Here is a 23,070-nt window from a genome sequence, read left to right on the forward strand (position 1 = left end):
TCTTCCGGATGTTGCGAAGCTCAGCTGCCGATGGTGATGATGGTATCGGCCTTCAATGCCGTCACCAGGCGCTCCGGCGCGATGGCTGAGGCAGCGATTTCGCCGGGCCGCTCCACCTCCGCCGCGCCGTTGAAATTGATCACCACATGGCCGATATCGCGCACCTTCTGCCAGGCATAGTCGCCGATGGCAGTGATCTCCGCGGAAAGGTCTCCAATGCGGATTGGCGTGCCCACGGCGGGACTGGCATCGCTCGGGCCGTCCTCCACCGCATGGAGGATCGAGACTTCAGCGAGTTCTGGCGGCGCGCCGTCGGCGAACAGGATAACGACGCCGCCCTCCGCCAGATCCGCCACCTCCGGGCCGATTGCCGTGATCCGCGTTTTCAGAAGTACCGACATGAGGCGTATCCTTTCCTGTTCCTTGGACGGGAGCGCCGTATGGGCGGCGCCCCCTTTGTTTTTGTTAGAGCGTGATGTGATTAAGCCAGTCCAGGCATCACGCTCTAACTCTTTGTTTTGCCGCATGATCTTGACCGAAAAGTCTGCAACTTTTCGGGATCATGCTCTAGAGCACCACCAGGCTCACCAGCCAGGCGATGAGCACCGAAACCGGCCCCATGATCTGGCGGCTGAGAAGCACGGCGGGAACGCCGATCTCGATGGTCTTCGGCTTTGCTTCGCCGAGCGCCAGGCCGACAGGCACGAAATCACACCCCACCTGCGTGTTGTAGGCAAAGAGCGCCGGCAGCGCCATCGCCGGCGAAATCGTGCCATTGGCGATCTGCGGGCCTATGATGGCAACGCCGATCACCTGTGCGATCACCGCACCCGGCCCGAGAATGGGCGAGAGGAACGGCAGGCCGCAAATGGCCGAGATAATCAGCAGTCCGATGATATTGTTGGCGAGCGGCCCCATGGGCTGCGCGAGAATATCGCCAATGCCCGTATAAAGGATGAGGCCGATCAGCATCGTCACGAACGCCATAAAAGGCAGAACGTTACGGATCACCTGATCGATGGTGCGCCGCCCGGCATTGAAGAAGATGCCGACGACGCGGCCCATCACCCGCCCGATGGTGCTGATGAAGCCGATCAGCCCGCCCTCGCCCTGCTCCGCTTGCGCTGCCTTCGCGCTCGAGGGGGCGGCGGACTCCGGCGCCGGAACGACCCCGGCCACCGTTGCCGCCTCCGATCCGTCCGCCGGCACGATTGTTTCCGGCGTGACGCCGGAGACATAGATATCCTCGGTGATGAACTGCGCGAGCGGACCTGCCTGCCCCACCGGCGTCAGATTGACGGTCGGGATGCGCTTGCGCGGATAGACGCCGCAGCGCGCCGTGCCGCCGCAATCGACCACCACCACTGCCATCTCGCCTTCCACGGGCGGCGAGCGAAACCCGTCCACGGCCTCCGCGCCCGTCAGTTCCGCGATGCGCCGCGCCACTGGATGAATGCCGCCGCCGGTGACGGAGACGATCTTGTTGCGCTGCATGGTCGGCTCGATTACGAGCGGACCGCCCCAGCCGCCGGGGCCTCTGGAAATCTTCACGGCTTTATATGTCTGAGCCATTTTATTCTCCTCCCCTCCCACGCATGATCCCGAAAAGTTGCAGACTTTTCGGATAAGACATGCGGAAAAAAACTAGAGCTCGACGCCCTGGCGGCGCGCCATGATGGCTGTAATGCGCTCCGTCAGCATGCCCTTGAGCAGGATGATCAGGAGGCCCACAATCGCGTACCAGATGGCGACCTTGATCGGATAACCGGCGGCGATGGCGCCTTTCCGCTCCAGCTCCTGCAGGGCCACCAGAATGCCGCCCCAGACGAAATATTCGCCCGGATTGACATGCGGGAAGAGACCGAGCGGCGGATGCACATAGGAAACCGCCGCGTCATAGAAGGCAGGCTTGTGCTTTTCCTCGAGGAACGAGCCGAACGTATAGGCCATCGGATTGGTGAGGAAGAACACCGCCAGCACCGGCAGCACGGTGTAGCGCGTCAGCGCAATACGCCCTGCCCCGCGCGCGACGCCATGCACACGCTTTTCCCCGACGAGCTCGGTCAGCGCATAGAAGGCGGTCATCAGCACCACTAGCGTCGGGATGATGCCGGTAACGAAGCCTTTGAAGACCTCTCCGCCCTTTTCGAAAATACCGATGAAATATTTGCCGATATTGGCGAGCCAGCCCAGTTGCTCCACCTGCTGGACATGTTCCACCTGGTCGCGGAACTGGTCGACGGTGATATCGCCCCCGCCCGCCTGGGCAAGAACGACGAGCCCGTTTCCGGACTGCTCACCGGCATGAAGAATGGCTGGTTTCCCGTATAATGCGGCATCTGAGACCAGCGCCCCTGCCTGCGACAGGTGCTGCATGGTCACGTCGGCGTGTTGCGCCAACATTGCGGCTATGGACATTTGCTCCTCCTCCATAAGCATGATCTCGAAAAGTTCGGAACTTTCCGGATCGGATCATGCGGCTTCTCCCTTGAGCCACGGGCGGAACTCCCCCTCCTGCCCGCTCTACTTTTTATGCATTTATCGGCTTCAGGCCGGATAGACCCGGCTTCTCCTTTGGCTCGGCCCTCATGCGGTCGATCTGCTCCACCGCCCGCTTGATCGCCTCTGCGACACCCGCCTCCGCCTCTCCCGGCGCGCCGGCATAGCGCCGGAGCGCATCGAGGCTCATTCCCTCGAATTCCTCGCGGCGCTTGAACTTGGCGAACACCGAGCGGCCGCTCATCTCGAGAAGCCGCCGGACGGTCAGATCCGGCGTCACCACGACAAGCACAATCACACCTTTGCCGAGGCGTCCGCGGCAATTGCCCGCCCCGGCGTAGCCGTCATTATATTTGCTGGTGATGCCCTTCAGCACATCCTGATAATGCCGCATCTGGAACCACACCCCAAGCGATTGCAGCGCCCAGACGGCGGCCAGAGCCAATAGACCCCATTGCCAGATTGCCATAAGGTTTCCTCCCCTGACGGCTCGCGCGGCTTCCCGCCGCCTCGATGCCCGATCGCGGCCTCCTTCGGGATTTTTCGCCCGCCGCAATCTTTCATCGACAATCAATCAGAGAACATTTGTTTTTGCAAATGTCAATATGTATCGTTATGACCGCAACCGGCTTTCGGCAACAGCGCGCAGTTTCTTGGGCTCTGCGGCTCGTTGTGGTAGGATTAGCTGGGGTCAAGAGGCGGCAGTGATGAAGATATTGTTGAAGAGTGAGCTCGTTTCCATGCCGGACCTGCGCCACCGCCTGCGCCAGTTGCGCTGGTTTCGGGCCTCGTTCCGCACCAATGCACGGCTGGTGACGCAGACCTACGGCGTCTCTTTCGAAATCGACGAGAAGAAGCTGACGCGCGCTTTCCTCGGCTGGGTGGAAACCGTCAACGCGCAGAAGACCTATGCCGGCATCGACCGCAAGGATTTCATCGTTTTCGCGGCAGGCCTGGTCCTGTCCGAACTGATCCGCGAACAGCCGGCCAAAGCCCTCCCCCGCCGCACGGAGGAAGCGGTATATGCCGATACGCCGATGCGCGAGATCGTGGACTTCTGGCCGGAAGGCTTTCTCTACACGAATTTCTGCATTGGCGCGGTCGCCGCGATCTTCCAGCAGGAGTTCGGCGAGACGAGGTCCATCGATAAATGCGCCGACGAATTGCGCACCTGGTGGTCGTATAAGGAAAACAGCTCGGAGATGCCGAGTTACGCCATCGCCTTTCTCGACAAGTTTCTCGGCATGGAAGCCAACTGGAACCTCCCCGCCATCGCATCCGAGAGGGCAGCGATCCGCAGGACGCTGGCCATGGAACCGGATTGAAATGAGAGGTCAGCCCCAGATTTCCCGGAAACCGACCTCGATCGTATTACCATCCGGATCGAACACGAGCGTCGCGTAATAGCCCATTTCTTCCGGCCCCTGATAGCCGGGCGGCTCGCTGTCGACGCCGCCTGAGGCAAGCGCGGCGGCGTGGAAGGCCTCCACCGCATCCCGGCTCAAAGCCGCAAACATCAGGTGCAGATGATCCCCCGGCCTCTCGGGCGCTCCCGTTGGAACTGCGCCGCCCGCACCAGGCATTCCGCTGACCCAGATGAACGGAACCGGCGCCCGCTCTCCCCCGCTGACGAAGAAAGAGCCGTCGGCATTGCGCATCACCTCCAGCTCCAGCACCGGCATGGAGCCTTCATAGAAGGCAAGGGAGCGATTGAGATCTGGAGTCAGAAAACCAATGTGATCGAAAAGTGACATGCACGCCAATATAGGCCGCTCGACGGCGAATAAAAGGCTGACGCTTCCAATATGGCGAGGCCACCCAGCCCTCCGTCCGCTACGCGGGGACCGCTCCTCACCCCCGCGTCCTCTCCAGCCCGTCCTTCGCCGGCTTGTAGTGCGGATCGAGCTGGGCCGCGCGCGCATAGGAGCGGGCCGCCTTGGCCTTGTCGCCGCGATGCTCATAGACCAGCGCCTGATTGGCCCAGCTTTCCGCGACATTGCCGTCCAGATTGATCGCCGTGTTGAAATCGTCGAAGGCGTTATCGTAGTCGCCGAGCGCGGCATAGGAAACGCCGCGGCCATTATAAGGCTCGGGCGCATTGGGCTGCAGCGAGATGGCCGTCGCGAAATCCTCGATGGCCCGCTTATGATCGCCGCGCGCCTGGTAGATCAGCCCGCGATTGTGATAGGCGCGTCCATCCGTCGTATCGAGCTGGATGGCGCGGTTGAAATCGTTAAACGCCTCATCGAGACGCCCCGCCTGCCGGTAGACATTGCCGCGTCCGATATAAGCGACGTCATATTGCGGGTTGATCTGCAGCGCGCGGTTATAATCCGACACCGCCTCCGCAGCCTCGCCCATGAAGCGGTAGATCAGCGCCCGGTTGGCATAAGCCTGGTAAAAATTCGGATTGAGCTGCAGCGCCGTATTGAAATCCTTCAGCGCCTCCTTGTACTGCCCCGCCTTGCCATAGGCCGAGCCGCGCACATTATAGGCTTCCGGGTCGCGCGGATTGCTCTGAATCACGGCAGTGAGCGAGCCGATATTCTGTTCCGACCCTTGCGCCTTGTCGACGGGTGCGAGAATGCTGCTGGAGCTGGTCTGGCAGCCCGCAAGCGCCAAAACCGCCACTGACGCAAGGGCATAAAGGCTCGTACGGACGTTCGACTGGGCATTGGTAAAGCGGCGCATCGGCAAATCCATTGTTCCTTCCAATTTCCCCCGGGCCTAAGCACGATCTCGAAGGCTGCAGCTGTTTCGGATAGATCGTGCGTCAAAAAACTGAGTGATTTCCCAGCCAGAAGTCCCTCTGGCACGGCGGCGTCTCATTCGTCGCAAGAGAACGCGCAAAAAAGGTGGCGGCGACGCTGATCACCCCACCTTTCCCACATTTTTCTGATGGTGCGCGGCGCTAGCCCCAAAGCGCCGGCGGCTGCCGATCAACGGGCAGCGACGCGGCCGCCGGCGACCAGACCTTCGCGCTGAGCGCGCTTGCGAGCCAGCTTGCGGGCGCGGCGAACAGCTTCGGCCTTCTCGCGGGCGCGCTTTTCCGACGGCTTCTCGTAGTGGCCGCGCATCTTCATTTCACGGAAGATGCCTTCACGCTGCATCTTCTTCTTGAGAGCGCGGAGAGCCTGGTCGACATTGTTATCGCGGACGAGTACCTGCACGTGTAATCCCGTTTCAGTTAGAATTTCGATTGAGCCCGGCTTATGATCCGTACATCCAAACGCCAAGGCTTCGCAACGGTTATCCGAAGCAAATTGGAGTTGGCTGATACCAGAAAGCTCGGCGAATGTCCACAGCGAAGCGCATCGCTCAGCGGCTTTTTCCACCGCACCGCAGCCCCTAATGGAAGCGCAAGCGCCACGAATGGTCGCAAAGAAGCAAAATATGACAGGCCCGATGTTCTAGTGATGGGAAAAAGATGATATGGCGCTGCCGCGAGCGGCAGTATCCGAAGGGCAGAACATGCGTAAGTTTTCGGTTTTCGCCATCGCCCGTGAGGCGATGCGCGGGCACAAGGGCTGGGAGAAGCAATGGACCTCGCCCGAGCCCAAGTCGGAATATGACGTCGTCATCATAGGCGCTGGCGGCCACGGCCTTGCGACGGCCTATTATCTCGCCAAGGAACATGGCATCACCAATGTCGCGGTGCTGGAAAAAGGCTGGCTTGGCGGCGGCAATACCGGGCGCAACACCACCATCATCCGCTCCAACTATCTCTATGACGAATCGGCGGGCATCTACGAGCATGCCGTGAAGCTGTGGGAGGGCCTGAGCCAGGACCTCAACTACAACGTCATGTACTCCCCGCGCGGCGTCATGATGCTTGCGCATAATGTTCATGACGTGCAGGTCTTCAAGCGCCACATCCACGCCAATCGCCTCAACGGCATCGACAATGAATGGCTGACGCCGGAGGAAGCGAAGGAATATTGCCCGCCGCTCAACATATCGCAGACCGCGCGTTATCCCGTCGTCGGCGCCGCCCTGCAGCGGCGCGGCGGCACTGCGCGCCATGACGCGGTTGCCTGGGGCTATGCCCGCGCCGCTTCCGACCGCGGCGTTCACATCATCCAGAATTGCGAGGTCACCGGCATCCGCCGCTCACCCACCGGCGCGGTGACTGGTGTCGAGACGACGCAAGGCTATATCGGCGCGCGCAAGATCGGCGTCGTCGCGGCGGGCCACACCTCCGTCCTGATGAACATGGCGGGCGTGCGCATGCCACTGGAAAGCTATCCGCTGCAGGCGCTGGTGTCCGAGCCGGTGAAGCCCGCCTTCCCCTGCGTGGTCATGTCGAACACCGTCCACGCCTATATCTCGCAATCCGACAAGGGCGAGCTGGTGATCGGCGCGGGCACCGACCAGTACACCTCCTATTCGCAGACCGGCGGGCTCCACATCATCAACCACACGCTCGATGCGATTTGCGAGATGTTCCCCATCTTCACCCGCATGAAGATGATGCGCTCCTGGGGCGGCATCGTCGATGTCACCCCCGACCGCTCGCCTATTCTGGCCAAGACGCCGGTTCCCGGCCTTTACGTGAACTGCGGCTGGGGCACCGGGGGCTTCAAGGCAACGCCCGGTTCCGGCCACGTCTTCGCCCACACCATCGCCCGCGACGAGCCGCATAAGATCAACGCGCCCTTCACGCTGGATCGTTTCCGCACCGGGCGGCTGATCGATGAAGCGGCAGCGGCGGCCGTGGCGCATTGAGGGGGAATAAACTTTGATGGAATCGCTTGCGCTCACCCCCCTCTGCCCTGGCGGGCATCTCCCCCTCAAGGGGGGAGATTACGCCTTCATGAACAACCGGCACCAATCGCCAACTTTGCAAAATGGAGGCGGAGAGAAGTGTCAGCCAATCTCCCCCCTTGAGGGGGAGATGTCCGGCAGGACAGAGGGGGGTTGCCTCGGGCCATCGTCTTCATTTCTGCGTGAAATGCTTCAGGAGCCCACCCCATGCTTCTAATCCACTGCCCCTACTGCGAGGAAGAGCGCCCTGAACTCGAATTCCGCCATGCGGGCGAAGCCCATCTCGTGCGCTCCCCCGACATCGCCAATCAGGGCGAGCTGGAGTTCGAGGCCTATCTCTATCTGCGCCAGAACCCCAAGGGCATCGCCATGGAGCGCTGGCGGCATATCCATGGCTGCGGGCGCTTCTTCAATGCCGTCAGAGACACGGTGAGCGACCGCATCTTCACCACCTACAAGGCGGGCGAGCCGATGCCTGACATCGATAAGGTGCTGGCCGACGCTGAACACACTGCCCCCTCCGGAAAACCGCTCCCGGCTCACACCCGCAAAGCAGGGACCTGAAACACATGTCTTTCGCTTCGAAATCAGGCAGCAACCGTATCCCCGGCGCGGGCCGCTTGACCCCCGCCAGGACCGTTCGCTTTACCTTTGACGGCCAGCATTTCACCGGGCTCGAAGGCGACACGCTCGCCTCGGCGCTTCTGGCCAATGGCGTGCATCTGGTCGGACGCTCGTTCAAATATCACCGCCCGCGCGGCATTCTTTCGGCGGGCAGCGAGGAGCCGAATGCGCTCGTCGGTATCGAGCGCGACGCCACCCGCCGCCAGCCGAATGTCCGCGCCACGGTGCAGGAGGTCTATGACGGCCTCAAAGCCGTGTCGCAGAACCGCTGGCCGTCGCTCGGTTTCGATATCGGCGCGATCAACGATCTCGCCTCGCCGCTCTTTTCCGCCGGCTTCTATTACAAGACCTTCATGTGGCCGCGCATAGCGTGGAAGCGCCTCTACGAGCCGCTCATCCGCAACGCCGCCGGCCTTGGTGTCGCGCCCGATGAGACCGACCCCGATCACTACGCCAACCGCTACGCCCATTGCGACGTGCTGGTGGTGGGCGGAGGCGTGGCCGGTCTTGCGGCAGCGCTGGCAGCGGCGGAAACGGGCGCGCGCGTCATTCTCTGCGACGAGCAGGCGGAAATGGGCGGCGCGCTCCGGCACGAAACCGATGTCCAAATCGAAGGCCAGCCGGGCTGGGACTGGGCGCAGGCGACCACCCGCAAGCTGGCGGCGATGGATAATGTCCGCGTGCTCACCCGCACCACCGCCTTCGGCTATTACGCCCAGAATTTCGTCGGCCTTGTCGAGCGCATCACCGAGCATATGGCGCGCCCCGCATCGGACCTGCCGCGCGAACGGCTCTGGCAGGTACGCGCCAAGCGCGTCATCCTCGCCACAGGGGCCATTGAGCGCCACATGGTCTTCGCCAATAACGACCGTCCAGGCATCATGCTGGCGGGCGCGGCGCGGACCTATCTGAACCATTACGGCGTCGCCATCGGGCGCAAGGTCGGCGTCTACACGGCCCATGATTCCGCCTATCTCGCGGCCATGGACATGAAGCGCGCGGGCATTCATATTCCTGTTATCATCGATCTGCGCGACGCGCCCTCGCCCGAGCTTGTCCGGCAGGCGCGTGAGCTTGGCATCGAGGTGCTGGCCGGCCATGCGGTGCAGAAGGTGGGCGGCACGCGCCGCGTTTCCTCCATGACCGTCATGCCGCGTACCGGCGGCAGCACGCGCTCGATCGCCGTCGATGCGCTCATCACTTCCGCCGGCTGGACGCCCTCTGTCCACCTCTTCTCCCAATCGCGCGGCAAGCTCAGATGGGACAAGGAGAACGAGCGCTTCCTGCCCGATGTTTACGCGCAGAACGCCACCTCGGTCGGCGCCTGCAACGGCACGGACGGCTTGCAGCAAACGATTGACGAGGCGCTGGCCGCTGGCGAGCGCATGGCCCGTGAGGCTGGCTTTACGTCGAAGGCGAAAGCCGCGCAGCTCACCGTAACCGGCGGCACGGACTGGACCGGCGGCATGATCGGCGCTGCTCCCGGCGCGGGGCATGACACGACGGTCAAGGCCTTCATCGATTTCCAGAACGACGTCACCGCCAAGGATATCAGGCAGGCGGTGCGCGAGGGCATGCACTCCATCGAGCATGTCAAGCGCTTCACCACCAATGGCATGGCGACCGACCAGGGCAAGACGTCGAATTTGCACGGCCTCGCCATCGCTGCAGAGATGCTGAACCGCGACATTCCGGAAGTCGGGCTCACCACCTTCCGCCCGCCCTATACCCCCGTCACCTTCGGCGCGATCGTCAACCACGCGCGGCATGAGCTCTTCGACCCCACCCGCCGCACGCCGATCCATGCGTGGCATGAGGCGCATGGCGCTGTGTTCGAGGATGTCGGCCAGTGGAAGCGCGCATGGTACTATCCGCGCCCCGGCGAGGACATGCAGCAAGCGGTCAACCGCGAATGCGTGGCGGTGCGGAACGCGGCGGGCATTTTCGACGCCTCGACCCTCGGCAAGATCGAAGTGGTCGGCCCGGACGCGGCGAAGTTTCTGGAACTGCTCTATACCAACCCATGGGAGAAGCTGGGCGTCGGGCGCCTGCGCTATGGCGTGATGCTGCGCGAGGACGGTTTCATCTATGATGACGGCGTGGTCGGCAGGCTCGCGGGAGACCGCTTCCATGTGACCACCACCACCGGCGGTGCGCCGCGCGTCATGCATCATATGGAGGACTATCTCCAGACCGAATTCCCGCATCTCGATGTCTGGCTCACCTCCACGACGGAGCAATGGGCTGTTATCGCCGTGCAGGGGCCGAAGGCGCGGGACATCATTGCGCCGCTGGTCGAAGGCATCGATTTATCGACGGAAAGCTTCCCGCATATGAGCGTGCGCGAGGGAAAAATCTGCGGCGTGCCGACCCGGCTGTTCCGCATGTCCTTCACCGGCGAGATGGGCTACGAGATCAATGTCCCCGCCGATTACGGCAAGGCGGTCTGGGAAGCGATCTGGGAGAGCGGCAAGCCGCACGGCCTCACGCCCTACGGCACCGAGACCATGCATGTGCTACGCGCCGAAAAGGGCTATATCATCGTCGGCCAGGATACGGACGGCACCGTTACGCCTGATGATGCCGGGCTTGGCTGGGCCATTGGCAAGAACAAGCCGGACTTCGTCGGCATTCGCGGGTTGAGGCGGCCCGACCTCACTGCCGAAGGCCGCAAGCAGCTTGTCGGCCTCAAGACGCGCGATCCGAAGATCGTTCTGGAAGAAGGCGCGCAGATCGTCGCCGATCCGAAACAGGCGATTCCCATGACCATGATCGGCCACGTCACCTCCTCCTACTGGTCGCAGAATTGCGGCCGGTCAATCGCGCTCGCCCTCGTCGCTGGCGGCGTGAAGCGCATGGGTGAAACGCTCTATGTGCCGATGCCCGATGGCGTGATCGAAGTCGAGGTTACAAGCACCATATTCATCGATGAAAAGGGGGAACGCCTCCATGGTTAAACCCGCAATATCCCCCTCCACCCCCCGCAATATACCCCTTAAGGGCCGTCATGGGGGTACTGGTCTCGTCTCGATCCTCCCCGCCGAACCGGCGTTCCGTATATCCTTGCGCGCCCGTACCGACGCGGTGGATGCGCTTTCCATGGCGCTAGGCGTCGAGCTTCCGACGAAGCCGAAAACAACCGTAACGGCGGGTACGCGCTCGGCTCTTTGGCTCGGCCCGGATGAATGGCTGGTGATAGATACCGGCAGCAACGACCCCGCCGCCGATCTGGCTAGGACAAATATCCTACATTCCGCCGTGGACATATCCCACCGTAACACCGCCATCCTCGTCTCCGGCCCCGCCGCCGAGGCAACGATCAATGCCGGCTGCCCGCAGGATCTGTCCCTCGCCGCCTTCCCCGTCGGCGCGGTCTCCCGCACGGTGCTTGGCAAGATCGAAATCGTGCTCTGGCGCACCGGCGAGGACGCGTTTCGGATCGAGTGCTGGCGGTCGTTTTCAGACTATGCCTTCACCTTCCTGAGCGAGGCGGCGAAGGGCGCAGCAGTCTGATTATTTCCCTTCGGCCATAAAAAGCCCTAAGTGATGCCTCAATCGCGGGTGCAAACGCGCCCCCGCGCCACATTTCTCATGCTATAAACAGCGTAATGACCGTCAAAAAGCGCCTTGTCCTGAACTTCACCGGCTATGAGGGCCTCCATCCCGGCGCCGTGCGTGGCCGCCACATGCAGGCGCTCGCCGATTTCGACAAGCTATGGCATGTCCGCACCAAGGCCTCGGCGATGAAAGCCGAAGAGGCCGGCTGTGGCGTTATGGACGTGACGGCTGAAGGGGCGGACTGGGAAACGCAAGTCGAGTTCTGCCAGCTCGGCACCGCCGATATCTTCGACGATTATGCCCGCCGCTCCACCCTCGCCCGCCTCGCCACGGGCATGCGCGCCTTCCTCAATATTCTCTTCACCGGCACGCTCTGGCGCTATGCCATGACGAGCTGGCGCTTTGTCGTGTTCTTCCTCTGGCCGTTCGGGCTGACACTGGCGATCCTCGCCCTGGCCGCGCTCATCGCCGCCCTGCCCGCCATTCTGAGCCTTAACGCTTTGAATTTCCTTTGGTCGCTGCCGCTGGGGGTCACTGCCGGAGCGGCGCTCGTACGCTGGCCGGGGCGTAAATTCTTTCTCTCCTATCTGCTGGACGATTGGTCCGCCGCCTATGACCGCATCTATGCCACCAATCCGAAGCTCAACGCCCGCCGCCAGGAATTCGCCGGCCTCGTGGCCCGCAAGCTGCGCGAGACCGATGCCGATGAAGTAATCATCGTCGGCCATAGCCTCGGCACGGTTCCCGCCGTCGAAGCCATCGCCGACATCGCCCGCGACAACCCTAAACTGTTGAAAAAACAGCCGGTTTCCCTGCTCTCCATCGGCTCCTGCCTGCTGATGATCGCCTTCCACCCCAAGGCAAAATCACTGCGCAAGGATATCCGCCTGGTCATTCAGGAGACGCCGGTTCTCTGGGCGGAATTCCAGGCGCTGACCGATATCATCCATTTCTATGACTCCGACCCGGCGGCGGCGCTGAAGATCGCCCCGGTGAACCCGCCCGTCATCTCGCATATCCGCTTCAAGCATGTGCACAGCGAAAGCCGCTACAAGCGCGCCAAGGGCAATTTCTTCAAGATGCACCTGCTCTTCCTGAAGGGCGCGCAAAAGCGCAATGCCTACGATATCGGCATGTTCCTGCACGGGCCTTTCGCCCTGCGTGAACTCGTCACCCGCTATAAAGGCAAGCCCGCTCCGCTCGATGGAGAAGGTCGGCTCGGCAATTCGCCTCTCCCGCGGGAAGCGGCTGCATAATAGCGAGAGGATCCCCCTACCCCTCGGCCATCTCCACCACGGCGATTGTCAGCCAGGTCGCCGTCAGCGCCGGTTTCAGCGAGTTCTCGACCTCCAGCGTCACCTCGTAATGGTTGACCACCCGGCCCGAGGGGCGGATGTCCGCGTCCGCCAGCTTGAACCGCGCGCGCACCCGCGCGCCGCTCTTGACCGGGGCCATGAAGCGCACCTTGTCGAAACCGTAATTGATCCCCATCGTTGCGCCCTTGATCATCGGCAGCGCCTCGAAAGCCAGCGTGGATAAGAGCGAGAGCGTGAGAAAGCCATGCGCGATGGTGCCGCCGAACGGCGTTTCCTTCGCCGCCCGTTCCGGGTCCACATGGATGAACTGATGATCGTCAGTCGCATCGGCAAATTTGTCGATCATCTCCTGGGTAACCACCCGCCATTCGGAGCAGCCGATCTCCGTGCCCACTGCTTCCCGTAACTGGTCGAGCGTAATTGCTTCTTTCATATCCCGCCGCTTCTCTCGTGGAGGGAGCCTAAGCTCCTGATTTGCTTCTTAAACGCTGTTTACCAATTTGGGATGACATGACAAACCGCAGCGGTTGATAACCTGAAAAAGCCACGTGACTGTGGCAATTCAGCCAAGAATGTAACCCGATATTTCTTCCCAACTTGAATAAACGGCGGCAGCGCCCTTTTCCGCCAGCCTTTCCGCATGGCCTGCATAGCTGTGGCCACCGCCGGTATAGCCGATGGCCGTCATGCCCGCCGCCACCGCGCCTTCGATGCCATAGGGAGAATCCTCTATGACGACGCAGCGGCCGGGATCCGCCCCCATCTTGTCGGCAGCATAGAGAAACAGGTCCGGCGCAGGTTTGCCGCGCTTCACCATCGAGGACGAATAGATCGCATCGCCGAAAAACCCGCGCAACCGCGTGACGCCGAGACTGAACTCGATCCGCTCCATGGAGGAAGACGAGGCAACGCAGCGCGGGATTTGCAGCCTTTTCAGAAAATGGGCAATGCCCGCGGTCGGCTGCAGCGATTCGGCAAAAAGCGACCGCGTCTCCGGCCACAGATTGGCCTCCGCCGCCTGCGGGAGATGATGCCCGGTGAGCTTGGCGATCAGGAGAATGATATCGGCCTGCTTCATGCCGACGCCATGCGCCACTGTGCCCTGCGGGATCGGCATTCCTTCCTTTGCATAGACATTGTGATAGGCAAGAGCGGCGAGCGGTTCGCTATCCACCAGCACCCCGTCGCAATCGAAAATCACCAGGTCGAAAGGATTGAGCCCGCTTTTCATTCATCTGTCCCTAACATCGCATAATCTGGCGCACGAAACCGCTTCGCATTTTTCGGCCTCCTGCTCCAGATGAAATCTTCGTAACGCCTCGCCGCATTGCACATAGGTATTGACAAGGATACAAATGTTCAATAGGCATTATATCAACAAGGGGCATTCGCCCCGCATAAGAATCGGGCGCTTCATCGGCGCATCGAGGAGGAACCTTCAATGGCAACCAATGTGAGTTTGACCGGTCTTGCGCGTGACATGCAGGCGCGGGCAGATAGCGGCCGGCCGATCCGTATCGGCCTGATCGGCGCCGGCGAGATGGGAACGGACATCGTCTCCCGCGTCGCGCATATGCCCGGCATCGAAGTCGGCGCGATTTCGGAACTGCGCGTCCCCAATGCCGTCAAGGCCGTCGATATCGCCTATCAGGAGACGGGCCATGCGAAGGAAGTCGCTACTGCCTCGGACCTGACAAGCGCGATGGAAGCCGGCCGGATCGCCGTCACCGACAATGCCGATCTCATCTTGGAAAATGGCCTGATCGACGTGGTGATCGACGCCACCGGCGTTCCCGCCGTCGGTGCGGAAATCGGCCTTCGCGCCATGGAGCATGGCAAGCATCTCGTGATGATGAATGTCGAAGCGGATGTGACCATCGGCGCTTACCTCAAAAGCGAGGCCGACCGGTTGGGCGTCACCTATTCGCTGGGCGCCGGCGACGAGCCTTCCGCCTGCATGGAGTTGATCGAATTCGTCACCGCGATGGGCCACCCCATCGTCGCCGCCGGCAAGGGCAAGAACAATCCGCTCAATATCGACGCCATCCCTGACGACTATGCCGAGGAAGCCGCCCGCCGCAACATGAATGTGCGCATGCTGGTGGAGTTCGTGGACGGCTCCAAGACCATGGTGGAGATGGCGGCCATCGCCAACGCCACCGGCCTTGTGCCCGACAAGCCGGGCATGCATGGCCCCATGGCAACGGTAGGCGAACTCAACAAGACGCTGATCCCGGAAAAGGACGGCGGTGTGCTGTCGAAGGTGGGCGTCGTTGACTACTCCATCGGCAAGGGCGTCGCCCCCGGCGTCTTTGTCGTCGCCGAAATGTCGCATCCGCGCATTCGCGAGCGCATGGAAGATCTGAAGATGGGCCACGGCCCCTACTTCACCTTCCACCGGCCCTATCACCTGACCTCGCTGGAAGTGCCCCTCACCTGCGCCCGCGTCGTGCTCTACGGCAAACCCGACATGGTGCCGCTGGCAAAGCCTGTCGCCGAGGTCTGCGCCGTCGCCAAGAAAGACCTGCAGCCAGGCGACAGGCTCGACGCCATCGGCGAATACACCTACCGCGCCTGGATCATGACCACGCCGGAAGCGCGCGCCGCCAACGCCATCCCATGTGGATTGCTGGAACGGGGTACGGTCACGGCGCCGATCCGGAAGGGTGAATTGATCACTTACGCGAATGCCGCCGTCGAGCCGGGATCGAAGATCGCCGAGCTCAGGGCGAGGCAGGATCGGCTGGTGTATGGGGTGATTGATTGAATTGAAAATGTCGGCGGGACAGTACCCCCCTCTGTCCTGCCGGACATCTCCCCCTCAAGGGGGGAGATTACGCCTTCATTGACGCTCGGCACCAACCGCAAACGTCGCAGAATGTAGGCGGAGCGTCGTGTCAGCCAATTTCCCCCCTTGAGGGGGAGATGGTCGGCAGACCAGAGGGGGGTTGCCTCGCGATTCCGTTGAACTGGGAATGCTCCAAATGGACGAAGCCAGCGTAACAGCAGCACCAGAAGCAGGCACCCACAACCTGCCCTTCGCCTTCCGCCATTACACGCCTGACCAACTCAAGGAAGCCCTCCGCAAGATGTATCTCATCCGCCGGTTCGAGGAAGGCGCGGAGGAGAGTTATATGCGCGGCCTGATCCATGGCACCATGCATCTTTCCATCGGCCAGGAGGCGAGCGCGGTCGGCATATCCTTGCCCTTGACCGACGATGACCTGATCACATCCACCCATCGCGGCCATGGCCATTCCATCGCCAAGGGGGCGGATGTCGCGAAGATGTTCGCCGAATTCTTTGGCAAGGAGACGGGCTATTGCCGCGGCCGCGGCGGCTCCATGCATATCGCCGATGTGTCCAAGGGCAATCTGGGCGCAAACGGCATTGTCGGCGGCGGCATTCCCATCGCCGTCGGCGCCGCCCTTTCCATGAAGAAGCAGAAGACGGGCCGCGTCGTCGTCTCCTGGTTCGGCGACGGCGCCAATAATGAGGGCGCATTTCACGAAGCGCTGAACATGGCCTCCGTCTGGAAGCTGCCGGTCGTCTTCGTTTGCGAGAACAACGGCTACGGCATGTCCACGTCCACCAAGCGCTCCACCGCCGTTCCCAATGTCGCCGACCGCGCCGGCGCCTATGCCATGCCCGGTGTCATCGTCGACGGCAACAATCTGTCCGAGGTCGCCGAAGCCTCCCATCAGGCGGTCGAGCGCGCCCGTGCGGGCGACGGCCCGACCCTGATCGAGTGCAAGACCTACCGCCACCGCGGCCACTCCAAAAGCGACCGCAACCGCTATCGCACCAAGGAAGAGATCGAGGACTGGATCAGCAACCGCGACCCGATCCGCCGCTTCGAGGAGGAATTGCGCGAATACGGCATCGCCGACCTCGCCGCCATCGAAGCGATCCGGACCGATGTCGAACGCGAGATTGCCGAAGCCATCGAATTCGCCAAGGCGAGCCCCGCCCCCGAAATCGCCAGCCTCACCCGCGACGTTTACACGGAACTTGCCTGAAATGGATACCACGGTCCGAGAACTGAGCTACGCCCAGGCCATCCAGGAAGCGATGGCCATCGCCATGGAGCGCGATGAGCGCGTTTTCCTGATGGGCGAGGATATCGGCATCTATGGCGGCGCGTTTCAGGTGACGGGCGATCTCGTCCATCGCTTCGGCGAGGACCGGGTGATGGATACGCCGATCTCGGAACTTGGCGGCGCGGGCGTTGCCGTCGGCGCGGCGATGACCGGCATGCGCCCGATTTTCGAATTCCAGTTTTCCGACTTTGCCGCCCTCGCCATGGAGCAGATCGTCAACCAGGCCGCCAAGATACGCTATATGCTGGGCGGCGCGGTGTCGGTCCCTCTCGTCATGCGCTTTCCCGCCGGCTCCGGCACAGGGGCGGCGGCGCAGCATAGCCAGAGCCTCGAGGCATGGCTCGGGCATGTGCCGGGCCTGAAGGTAGTGCAGCCGGCCACGCCGCATGACGCGAAGGGCCTGCTGCTGGCGGCTATCGAAGATCCCGACCCGGTCATGATCTTCGAGCACAAGCTTCTCTACAAGATGAAGGGTGCGGTGCCCGAAGGATATTACACCTCGCCCATCGGCAAGGCCAATATCTGCCGCGCGGGCAAGGACGTCACCATCGTCGCCACCGCAATCATGGTGTCGAAGGCGCTGGAGGCAGCGGAGACGCTTGCCGCTGAGGGCATTGACGCGGAAGTGATCGACCTGCGCACCATCCGCCCGATGGACCGCGAGACAATCATCGAAAGCGTCAAGAAAACCTCGCGCCTCATCTGCGTCTATGAAGGCGTCAAGACGCTGGGCGTCGGCGCTGAGGTCAGCGCCATGATTGCCGAAAGCGACGCCTTCGATTTCCTCGACGCCCCGATCGTGCGGCTGGGCGGTGCCGAAGCCCCCATTCCCTATAATCCCGAGCTGGAAAAGGCGGCCGTGCCGCAGGTGCCGGACATCCTGAAAAGCGCCCGGGACCTGGTGAGCGGAGCACGCTGACGATGCCGGTCGAAGTCATTCTCCCCAAGGTGGACATGGATATGGAAACGGGCCGTATCTCCCGCTGGTACGCCAGGGATGGCGAGGCGGTGACCAAGGGCCAGCTCCTGTTCGAAATCGAGACCGACAAGGCCGCAATGGAAATCGACGCGCCGGCCACCGGCACGCTGCGCGATGTCTCGGCGGCGGAAGGCGTGAGCGTGCCGGTGGGGAAGGCCGTGGCGTGGATTTTTGCGGAGGGGGAGGAGTATAAAGCGCCCTCCTCCCCCCTTGCGGGGGAGGTGTCCGAGGAGCGGACGGAGGGGGGTGGTAAAGGCAGCGCGCTTCGATTGCCGGTTGATGCACACCCGGCGCCACCCCCACCCGGCCCTACGGGCCACCCTCCCCGCAAGGGGGAGGGAGAAGTCCGCGCCACGCCCCTCGCCCGCCGCCTCGCTGCGGAAGCGGGGTTGCAACTCTCCGACATCCCCGGCAGCGGCCCGAAAGGCCGCACCACACGAAAGGACGTGGAAGCGCATATTGCCGCCCTCGCTAGCCTTTCGAACTCCACAGCTACACAAAGCAGGACGGACGCGGCGCCGACGCCCCCCTCTCCCCGCGAGCAGAGAACGGATAAGGGTGAGGGGCGATTCACAGCGACGGAAACACCGCCCCTCCACGCCGTCTGGCTGCGCGAGGGCAGCGATGTTTCCGCCATACCCCTCGTCCTCCTCCACGGCTTCGGCGCTGATTTGAACAGCTGGCGTCCGCTCTTCGCCGGTGTGCGTATTCAAAACCCGGTGCTCGCCATCGACCTGCCGGGCCACGGCCGCTCGCCGCGTGACATTCCCGCAACCCTCTACGATATCGCTGAATCGGTGGAGCAAACACTCCTCGCGAACCGGATCGGCCCATTCGTCCTCGCCGCCCACTCCTTTGGCGGCGCTGTGGCGGCGACGCTCGCGGCGCGAGGCAATGTGGATATCCATGCGCTGGCGCTGATCGCCCCCGCCGGTCTCGGCCCCCAGATCAACGGCGCATTTCTTGACGGCTTCGTTCGCGCCAGGAGCGAGGCGAGCCTGATGCCATGGCTGAAGCTGCTCGCGGCGGATAAGAGCGTGCTGACCCGGCCCTTCATCAACGCCACCCTGAGCCACAGCGCCGACGAAGAATTACGCGCCGCGCAAAAGACGATCATCGACCGCTATTTCCCCGACGGTACGCAAGTCTTCGATATCCGCCCCGCCCTCGCCTCGCTGCGTATCCCCACGCGGGTCATCTTCGGCGCTGCCGACCGCATCATTCCGGCCTCGCAGGCGGCAGGATTGCCCGGCGAAATCGCCACCCACATCTTCCCCGCCACCGGCCACATGCCGCAGATCGAGCGCCGCGAAGAGGTCTTGCGGATTATTCAGGAACTCGCCCGCGCTGGGGGATAAACAAAAGGCGGCCTCGCAGCCGCCTTTCTTCATAACGTCTACCCAACCGTCCTCAATGATCCAGCGCCTTCACGATATTCTCCACCATCTTCTTGGCATCGGCGAACAGCATCATCGTGTTGTCGCGGAAGAACAGCTCGTTCTCCACGCCCGCATAGCCTGAGCCCATGCCGCGCTTGATGAAGAGCACCGTGCCGGCCTTGTCCACATCGAGGATCGGCATGCCGAAGATCGGCGATTTCGGGTCGGTCTTCGCCGCCGGATTGGTCACGTCGTTCGCGCCGATGACGAAGGCCACATCGGCCTGCGCGAATTCCGAATTGATGTCCTCGAGTTCGAACACCTCGTCATAGGGCACATTCGCTTCCGCAAGCAGCACATTCATATGACCCGGCATGCGGCCTGCAACGGGGTGAATGGCGTATTTCACCTCGACGCCTTCCGCCTTCAGCTTGTCGGCCATTTCCCGTAACGCATGCTGCGCCTGCGCCACCGCCATGCCATAGCCCGGCACGATGATGACTTTCGACGCATTCTTCATGATGAAGGCCGCGTCTTCCGCCGAGCCCTGCTTGACCGGACGCTGCTCGACCGCGCCGCCCGCCGGCCCAGCCGTTTCACCGCCGAAGCCGCCAAGGATGACCGAGAGGAACGAGCGGTTCATGCCTTTGCACATGATGTAGGACAGGATCGCACCCGACGAGCCGACCAGCGCGCCGGTGATGATGAGCGCCAGATTGCCGAGCGTGAAGCCGATGCCCGCCGCAGCCCAGCCCGAATAGGAGTTGAGCATGGAAACGACGACCGGCATGTCCGCCCCGCCGATCGGGATGATGATCAGCCCGCCCAGGATGAGCGACAGGATCACGATCAGCCAGAACACCGTATGGCTTTCCGTATTCACCAGAATGGCGATGAGCACGACGATGGCGATGGCCAGCGCCGCATTGATGACATGGCGCGAGGGCAGGATGATCGGCTTGCCGGACATGCGCCCGTCGAGCTTCAAGAAGGCAATGATCGATCCGGTAAAGGTGATCGCGCCGATGGCGACGCCGAGCGACATCTCGATCAGCGCCTGCCCGTGGATCGACCCCACTTCGCCGATGCCGAAGGAGCTTGGCGTATAGAGCGCCGCGGCTGCCACCAGCACGGCGGCAAGGCCGATCAGCGAATGGAACGCCGCCACCAGCTGCGGCATGGCGGTCATGGCGATGCGCCGGGCGATATAGGCGCCGATACCGCCGCCGATGGCGATGCCCAGCACGACCAGCATCAGCCCGCCGAAGCTCGGTCGCGCCAGAAGAAGCGTGGTGAGGATGGAAATGCCCATGCCCACCATGCCGTAGAGATTGCCCTGACGGCTGGTGGTCGGGTGAGACAAGCCCCGCAATGCCAGGATGAACAGCACGCCGGAGACGAGATAAAGGAAGGCTGCCAGATTAGCACCCATAGGTCAGCCTCACTTTTCTTTCTTCTTGTACATAGCGAGCATGCGCTGCGTGACGAGGAAGCCGCCGAAGATGTTGACGCTCGCCAGCACCAGCGCGATGAAGCCGAAGCCGGTGGCCCAGCCCGAAAGCGACAATCCCACCGCCAGCAGCGCACCCACCACGATCACCGACGAAATGGCGTTGGTGACGGCCATCAGCGGTGTGTGCAGTGCCGGGGTCACCGACCAGACGACGTAATAGCCGACAAAAATCGACAGGATGAAAATGGCGAAGCGGAAGATGAAGGGATCGACCGCGCCGCCCGTCGCCGCATGGGCTGCCGCGCCTGCGGCATCGGCCATGGCTGGCGCGCCTTCCGCCGCCTGCCGCACCGCCTCGACCGCCTGGTTGAGCCCGTCGAGGGCTTTTTCGAGTGCTGGATTCGCCATTATGCCTCCCCTCCCGTGGTAGATGTGTCAGCCTTCGCGCCTTTTGTAGACCTGGCCTTTGCCGGCGCCTTGCGCACCGGCTTTTCGGCGGGCACCGCCTCCATCTCAGCGGCGGGCGCTGGATCAGGAACCGCTGCTGCAGCCGCTTGTGCAAAGGCGGGATGCACCACCGCGCCGTCATGGGTCAGCAGCGTCGCCTTGACCAGCTCATCCTCGGGGTTGATCTTCAGCGCCTTCGTTTCCTTGTCCACGAGCGTCTCAAGGAAGGCGACCAGATTGCGTGCATAAAGCTGCGACGCCGTCGCGGCGATGCGGCCCGGCACGTTGAGATGCCCGACGATCTTGACGCCGCCGATCTCCACCACCTTGCCCGGCTCCGCGCTCTCGACATTGCCGCCGCGCTCCACCGCCAGATCGACCACGACGGAGCCGGGACGCATCGCCGCCAGCATTTGCCGAGTCACGAGGCGCGGTGCGGGACGGCCGGGAATGAGCGCGGTGGTGATGACGATATCCTGCTTGGCGATATGATCGGCGACGAGCGCCGCCTGCTTCGCCTGATACTCTTTCGACATCTCCTTGGCGTAGCCGCCCGCCGTCTCCGCAGCCTTGAACTCGTCGTCCTCGACGGCGATGAACTTCGCGCCGAGCGAGGCGACCTGCTCCTTCGCGGCGGGGCGCACGTCCGTCGCCGTCACCACGGCACCCAAGCGCCGTGCGGTAGCGATGGCCTGCAAGCCCGCGACGCCCGCGCCCATGACGAACACCTTGGCGGCAGGAACCGTGCCCGCGGCGGTCATCATCATCGGCAGCGCACGGTCATAGACTTCCGCCGCGTCGATTACCGCCTGATAGCCCGCCAGATTGGCCTGGGAGGACAGCACGTCCATCACCTGCGCCCGGGTAATGCGCGGCATGAACTCCATGCTGAAAGCGGAAATCCCCGCATCGGCAAGCGCACGCACCGCTGGATCATTGCCATAGGGATCGAGCATGGCGATGAGCGCCGCGCCTTTTTTGTAATTCTTGAGTTCCGCAGCGGTTGGCCGGCGGACTTTCAGAACCACATCCGCCGATTTCGCATCCGCGGCTGCGCCGATCTTCGCCCCAGCAGCCTCGAACTCGCCGTCGGGAATGCGGGAAAGCGTTCCCGCGCCTTGCTCCACGATCACAGAAAAGCCGAGGCCCACGAGCTTTTTCACCGTTTCCGGCGAAGCGGCGACACGCGGTTCGGCCGGATCCGTCTCCTTGGGAATGAATAATGTTTGTGCCAAGCCCGCTCCCTCCACTTTCGCGCTAAAAATTCAAGCGGCGGTTATGGATATGCTATGCGCAAATCCAGTGAAAGTGCAAAGGGAGAAAATGAGGAATCGTTTTATTGGTAAAGGCGAAAACGTTGGCGGGGTAGCGCCTCCTTCCCCGCAAGGGGAAGGAGGGCGCAAAGCTGACTAACGCAGCAGGAACCACGCCGCCGCGCAGATCAGAACGAAGAGGATCGTCGCGGAAAACCAGCCGCCGGCGAAGAAGCCGAAGGCCATCGCGGCGAGGATCGCGACGACCGCCACCGTCCCCCATTTGCAGACCGCGAGAAAGCCCGCATAAGTCTTTTCATGCTCGGCATAGTCCATGGGCGCGCCCAGTTCCGCCGGTCCGGTATTGCTGTGTTTGGCCATGTCAAAACCCCTTCCCAAGCATTTGCAGCCAAGTGAAACATTTGGCGTCGCACAATGCGCCTCATAAAGCTTTTGAAAACGCCATAGCGAAAAGCTTGATCCAGCGCAATGCGGCGGGTGACCGCGCCCTGCTCTACCCGGCAGACTTAGGCGAACAGATTCGGAAACAGCCCGACGAGGCCGATAAAAATGAGATAGAACGCCACGATGTAATTCAAAAGGCGCGGCATGATCAGGATGACGATGCCGGCGATGAGCGAGACGAGCGGCGTAAGGTGCGGAACCATATTTCTCTCCGAGAGTGAGTTATCTGGGTA

General features: G+C 62.5%; 24 protein-coding genes. 10 read left to right on the top strand and 14 right to left on the bottom strand.

Features of this window, described 5'->3' with window-relative positions:
- Positions 1-20 precede the first annotated feature (20 nt).
- The 4 genes from ACOWVG_RS07590 to ACOWVG_RS07605 form a co-directional block, all read right to left on the bottom strand.
- A complete protein-coding gene (locus ACOWVG_RS07590) occupies positions 21-401 on the bottom strand; it encodes a PTS glucitol/sorbitol transporter subunit IIA (RefSeq protein WP_420961164.1) in 381 nt (126 codons plus the stop codon).
- Positions 402-567: 166 nt separating this feature from the next.
- Positions 568-1,572, bottom strand: a complete 1,005-nt coding sequence (gene srlE, locus ACOWVG_RS07595; RefSeq protein WP_420961165.1) for a PTS glucitol/sorbitol transporter subunit IIB — start codon at positions 1,570-1,572, stop codon at positions 568-570.
- Positions 1,573-1,644: 72 nt separating this feature from the next.
- Complete coding sequence (gene srlA / locus ACOWVG_RS07600) at positions 1,645-2,418, bottom strand: PTS glucitol/sorbitol transporter subunit IIC (RefSeq protein WP_420961167.1); 774 nt, start codon at positions 2,416-2,418, stop codon at positions 1,645-1,647.
- A 112-nt stretch (positions 2,419-2,530) separates the two neighbouring features.
- On the bottom strand, positions 2,531-2,968 hold the full coding sequence (locus ACOWVG_RS07605; protein WP_420961168.1) for a transcriptional regulator GutM: 438 nt from the start codon (positions 2,966-2,968) through the stop codon (positions 2,531-2,533).
- Between the two features lie 238 nt (positions 2,969-3,206).
- On the opposite strand from ACOWVG_RS07605, the gene ACOWVG_RS07610 reads away from it, so the two are divergent.
- Positions 3,207-3,824, top strand: coding sequence for a hypothetical protein (locus ACOWVG_RS07610; protein WP_420961169.1), 618 nt, complete (start codon positions 3,207-3,209; stop codon positions 3,822-3,824).
- 9 nt (positions 3,825-3,833) lie between these two features.
- Here the strand turns inward: ACOWVG_RS07610 and ACOWVG_RS07615 are convergent, their stop codons facing one another.
- The 3 genes from ACOWVG_RS07615 to rpsU all read right to left on the bottom strand — a co-directional run bounded on the left by ACOWVG_RS07615 (position 3,834) and on the right by rpsU (position 5,669).
- Positions 3,834-4,253 (bottom strand): VOC family protein, encoded by a 420-nt coding sequence (locus ACOWVG_RS07615; RefSeq protein ID WP_420961170.1) that lies wholly within the window; start codon positions 4,251-4,253, stop codon positions 3,834-3,836.
- 97 nt (positions 4,254-4,350) lie between these two features.
- Positions 4,351-5,202 (bottom strand): tetratricopeptide repeat protein, encoded by an 852-nt coding sequence (locus ACOWVG_RS07620; protein ID WP_420961172.1) that lies wholly within the window; start codon positions 5,200-5,202, stop codon positions 4,351-4,353.
- A gap of 236 nt (positions 5,203-5,438) precedes the next feature.
- Positions 5,439-5,669 carry a 30S ribosomal protein S21 gene (gene rpsU, locus ACOWVG_RS07625; RefSeq protein ID WP_420961660.1) on the bottom strand — a complete coding sequence of 77 codons (231 nt, stop codon included), beginning with the start codon at positions 5,667-5,669 and terminating at the stop codon, positions 5,439-5,441.
- 301 nt (positions 5,670-5,970) lie between these two features.
- Here rpsU and ACOWVG_RS07630 point away from each other — a divergent pair, with 301 nt between their 5' ends.
- The 5 genes from ACOWVG_RS07630 to ACOWVG_RS07650 all read left to right on the top strand — a co-directional run bounded on the left by ACOWVG_RS07630 (position 5,971) and on the right by ACOWVG_RS07650 (position 12,701).
- Positions 5,971-7,224: a sarcosine oxidase subunit beta gene (locus tag ACOWVG_RS07630; protein ID WP_420961174.1), complete on the top strand. Its 1,254-nt coding sequence runs from the start codon at positions 5,971-5,973 to the stop codon at positions 7,222-7,224.
- A gap of 246 nt (positions 7,225-7,470) precedes the next feature.
- Positions 7,471-7,827, top strand: a complete 357-nt coding sequence (locus tag ACOWVG_RS07635) for a sarcosine oxidase subunit delta (protein WP_420961175.1) — start codon at positions 7,471-7,473, stop codon at positions 7,825-7,827.
- A 5-nt stretch (positions 7,828-7,832) separates the two neighbouring features.
- Entirely contained in the window at positions 7,833-10,844 is a 3,012-nt protein-coding gene (locus ACOWVG_RS07640; RefSeq protein ID WP_420961177.1) for a sarcosine oxidase subunit alpha, read from the top strand.
- A complete protein-coding gene (locus ACOWVG_RS07645; protein WP_420961179.1) occupies positions 10,837-11,400 on the top strand; it encodes a sarcosine oxidase subunit gamma in 564 nt (187 codons plus the stop codon). Before ACOWVG_RS07640 ends, ACOWVG_RS07645 begins: the two co-directional genes overlap by 8 nt.
- A 95-nt stretch (positions 11,401-11,495) precedes the next feature.
- A complete protein-coding gene (locus tag ACOWVG_RS07650; protein WP_420961180.1) occupies positions 11,496-12,701 on the top strand; it encodes an alpha/beta hydrolase in 1,206 nt (401 codons plus the stop codon).
- A gap of 16 nt (positions 12,702-12,717) precedes the next feature.
- Here the strand turns inward: ACOWVG_RS07650 and ACOWVG_RS07655 are convergent, their stop codons facing one another.
- Positions 12,718-13,194, bottom strand: coding sequence for a MaoC family dehydratase (locus ACOWVG_RS07655; protein WP_420961181.1), 477 nt, complete (start codon positions 13,192-13,194; stop codon positions 12,718-12,720).
- Positions 13,195-13,323: 129 nt separating this feature from the next.
- Positions 13,324-13,992: an HAD family hydrolase gene (locus tag ACOWVG_RS07660; RefSeq protein ID WP_420961182.1), complete on the bottom strand. Its 669-nt coding sequence runs from the start codon at positions 13,990-13,992 to the stop codon at positions 13,324-13,326.
- 210 nt (positions 13,993-14,202) lie between these two features.
- Here ACOWVG_RS07660 and ACOWVG_RS07665 point away from each other — a divergent pair, with 210 nt between their 5' ends.
- The 4 genes from ACOWVG_RS07665 to ACOWVG_RS07680 all read left to right on the top strand — a co-directional run bounded on the left by ACOWVG_RS07665 (position 14,203) and on the right by ACOWVG_RS07680 (position 19,198).
- Complete coding sequence (locus ACOWVG_RS07665) at positions 14,203-15,528, top strand: NAD(P)H-dependent oxidoreductase (protein WP_420961183.1); 1,326 nt, start codon at positions 14,203-14,205, stop codon at positions 15,526-15,528.
- A gap of 217 nt (positions 15,529-15,745) precedes the next feature.
- Positions 15,746-16,780: a thiamine pyrophosphate-dependent dehydrogenase E1 component subunit alpha gene (locus ACOWVG_RS07670; RefSeq protein ID WP_420961184.1), complete on the top strand. Its 1,035-nt coding sequence runs from the start codon at positions 15,746-15,748 to the stop codon at positions 16,778-16,780.
- Position 16,781: 1 nt separating this feature from the next.
- Entirely contained in the window at positions 16,782-17,780 is a 999-nt protein-coding gene (locus ACOWVG_RS07675; RefSeq protein ID WP_420961185.1) for an alpha-ketoacid dehydrogenase subunit beta, read from the top strand.
- A 2-nt stretch (positions 17,781-17,782) separates the two neighbouring features.
- Entirely contained in the window at positions 17,783-19,198 is a 1,416-nt protein-coding gene (locus ACOWVG_RS07680) for an acetoin dehydrogenase dihydrolipoyllysine-residue acetyltransferase subunit (protein WP_420961186.1), read from the top strand.
- Positions 19,199-19,250: 52 nt separating this feature from the next.
- Here ACOWVG_RS07680 and ACOWVG_RS07685 read toward each other — a convergent pair whose 3' ends face one another.
- The 5 genes from ACOWVG_RS07685 to ACOWVG_RS07705 all read right to left on the bottom strand — a co-directional run bounded on the left by ACOWVG_RS07685 (position 19,251) and on the right by ACOWVG_RS07705 (position 23,040).
- Entirely contained in the window at positions 19,251-20,651 is a 1,401-nt protein-coding gene (locus tag ACOWVG_RS07685) for an NAD(P)(+) transhydrogenase (Re/Si-specific) subunit beta (protein ID WP_420961187.1), read from the bottom strand.
- Positions 20,652-20,660: 9 nt separating this feature from the next.
- Positions 20,661-21,080 (bottom strand): proton-translocating transhydrogenase family protein, encoded by a 420-nt coding sequence (locus tag ACOWVG_RS07690; protein WP_420961189.1) that lies wholly within the window; start codon positions 21,078-21,080, stop codon positions 20,661-20,663.
- Positions 21,080-22,354 (bottom strand): Re/Si-specific NAD(P)(+) transhydrogenase subunit alpha, encoded by a 1,275-nt coding sequence (locus ACOWVG_RS07695; RefSeq protein WP_420961191.1) that lies wholly within the window; start codon positions 22,352-22,354, stop codon positions 21,080-21,082. Before ACOWVG_RS07695 ends, ACOWVG_RS07690 begins: the two co-directional genes overlap by 1 nt.
- Positions 22,355-22,528: 174 nt before the next feature.
- The gene (locus tag ACOWVG_RS07700; RefSeq protein ID WP_420961192.1) at positions 22,529-22,753 is read right to left on the bottom strand and encodes an aa3-type cytochrome c oxidase subunit IV; all 225 of its coding nucleotides are present in this window, start codon (positions 22,751-22,753) and stop codon (positions 22,529-22,531) included.
- Between the two features lie 146 nt (positions 22,754-22,899).
- Positions 22,900-23,040: a DUF3096 domain-containing protein gene (locus tag ACOWVG_RS07705; RefSeq protein WP_420961193.1), complete on the bottom strand. Its 141-nt coding sequence runs from the start codon at positions 23,038-23,040 to the stop codon at positions 22,900-22,902.
- Positions 23,041-23,070 lie beyond the last annotated feature (30 nt).

Source organism: Brucella sp. IR073 (genome assembly GCF_049065735.1).
In the GTDB taxonomy this organism is placed as follows: domain Bacteria; phylum Pseudomonadota; class Alphaproteobacteria; order Rhizobiales; family Rhizobiaceae; genus Paramesorhizobium.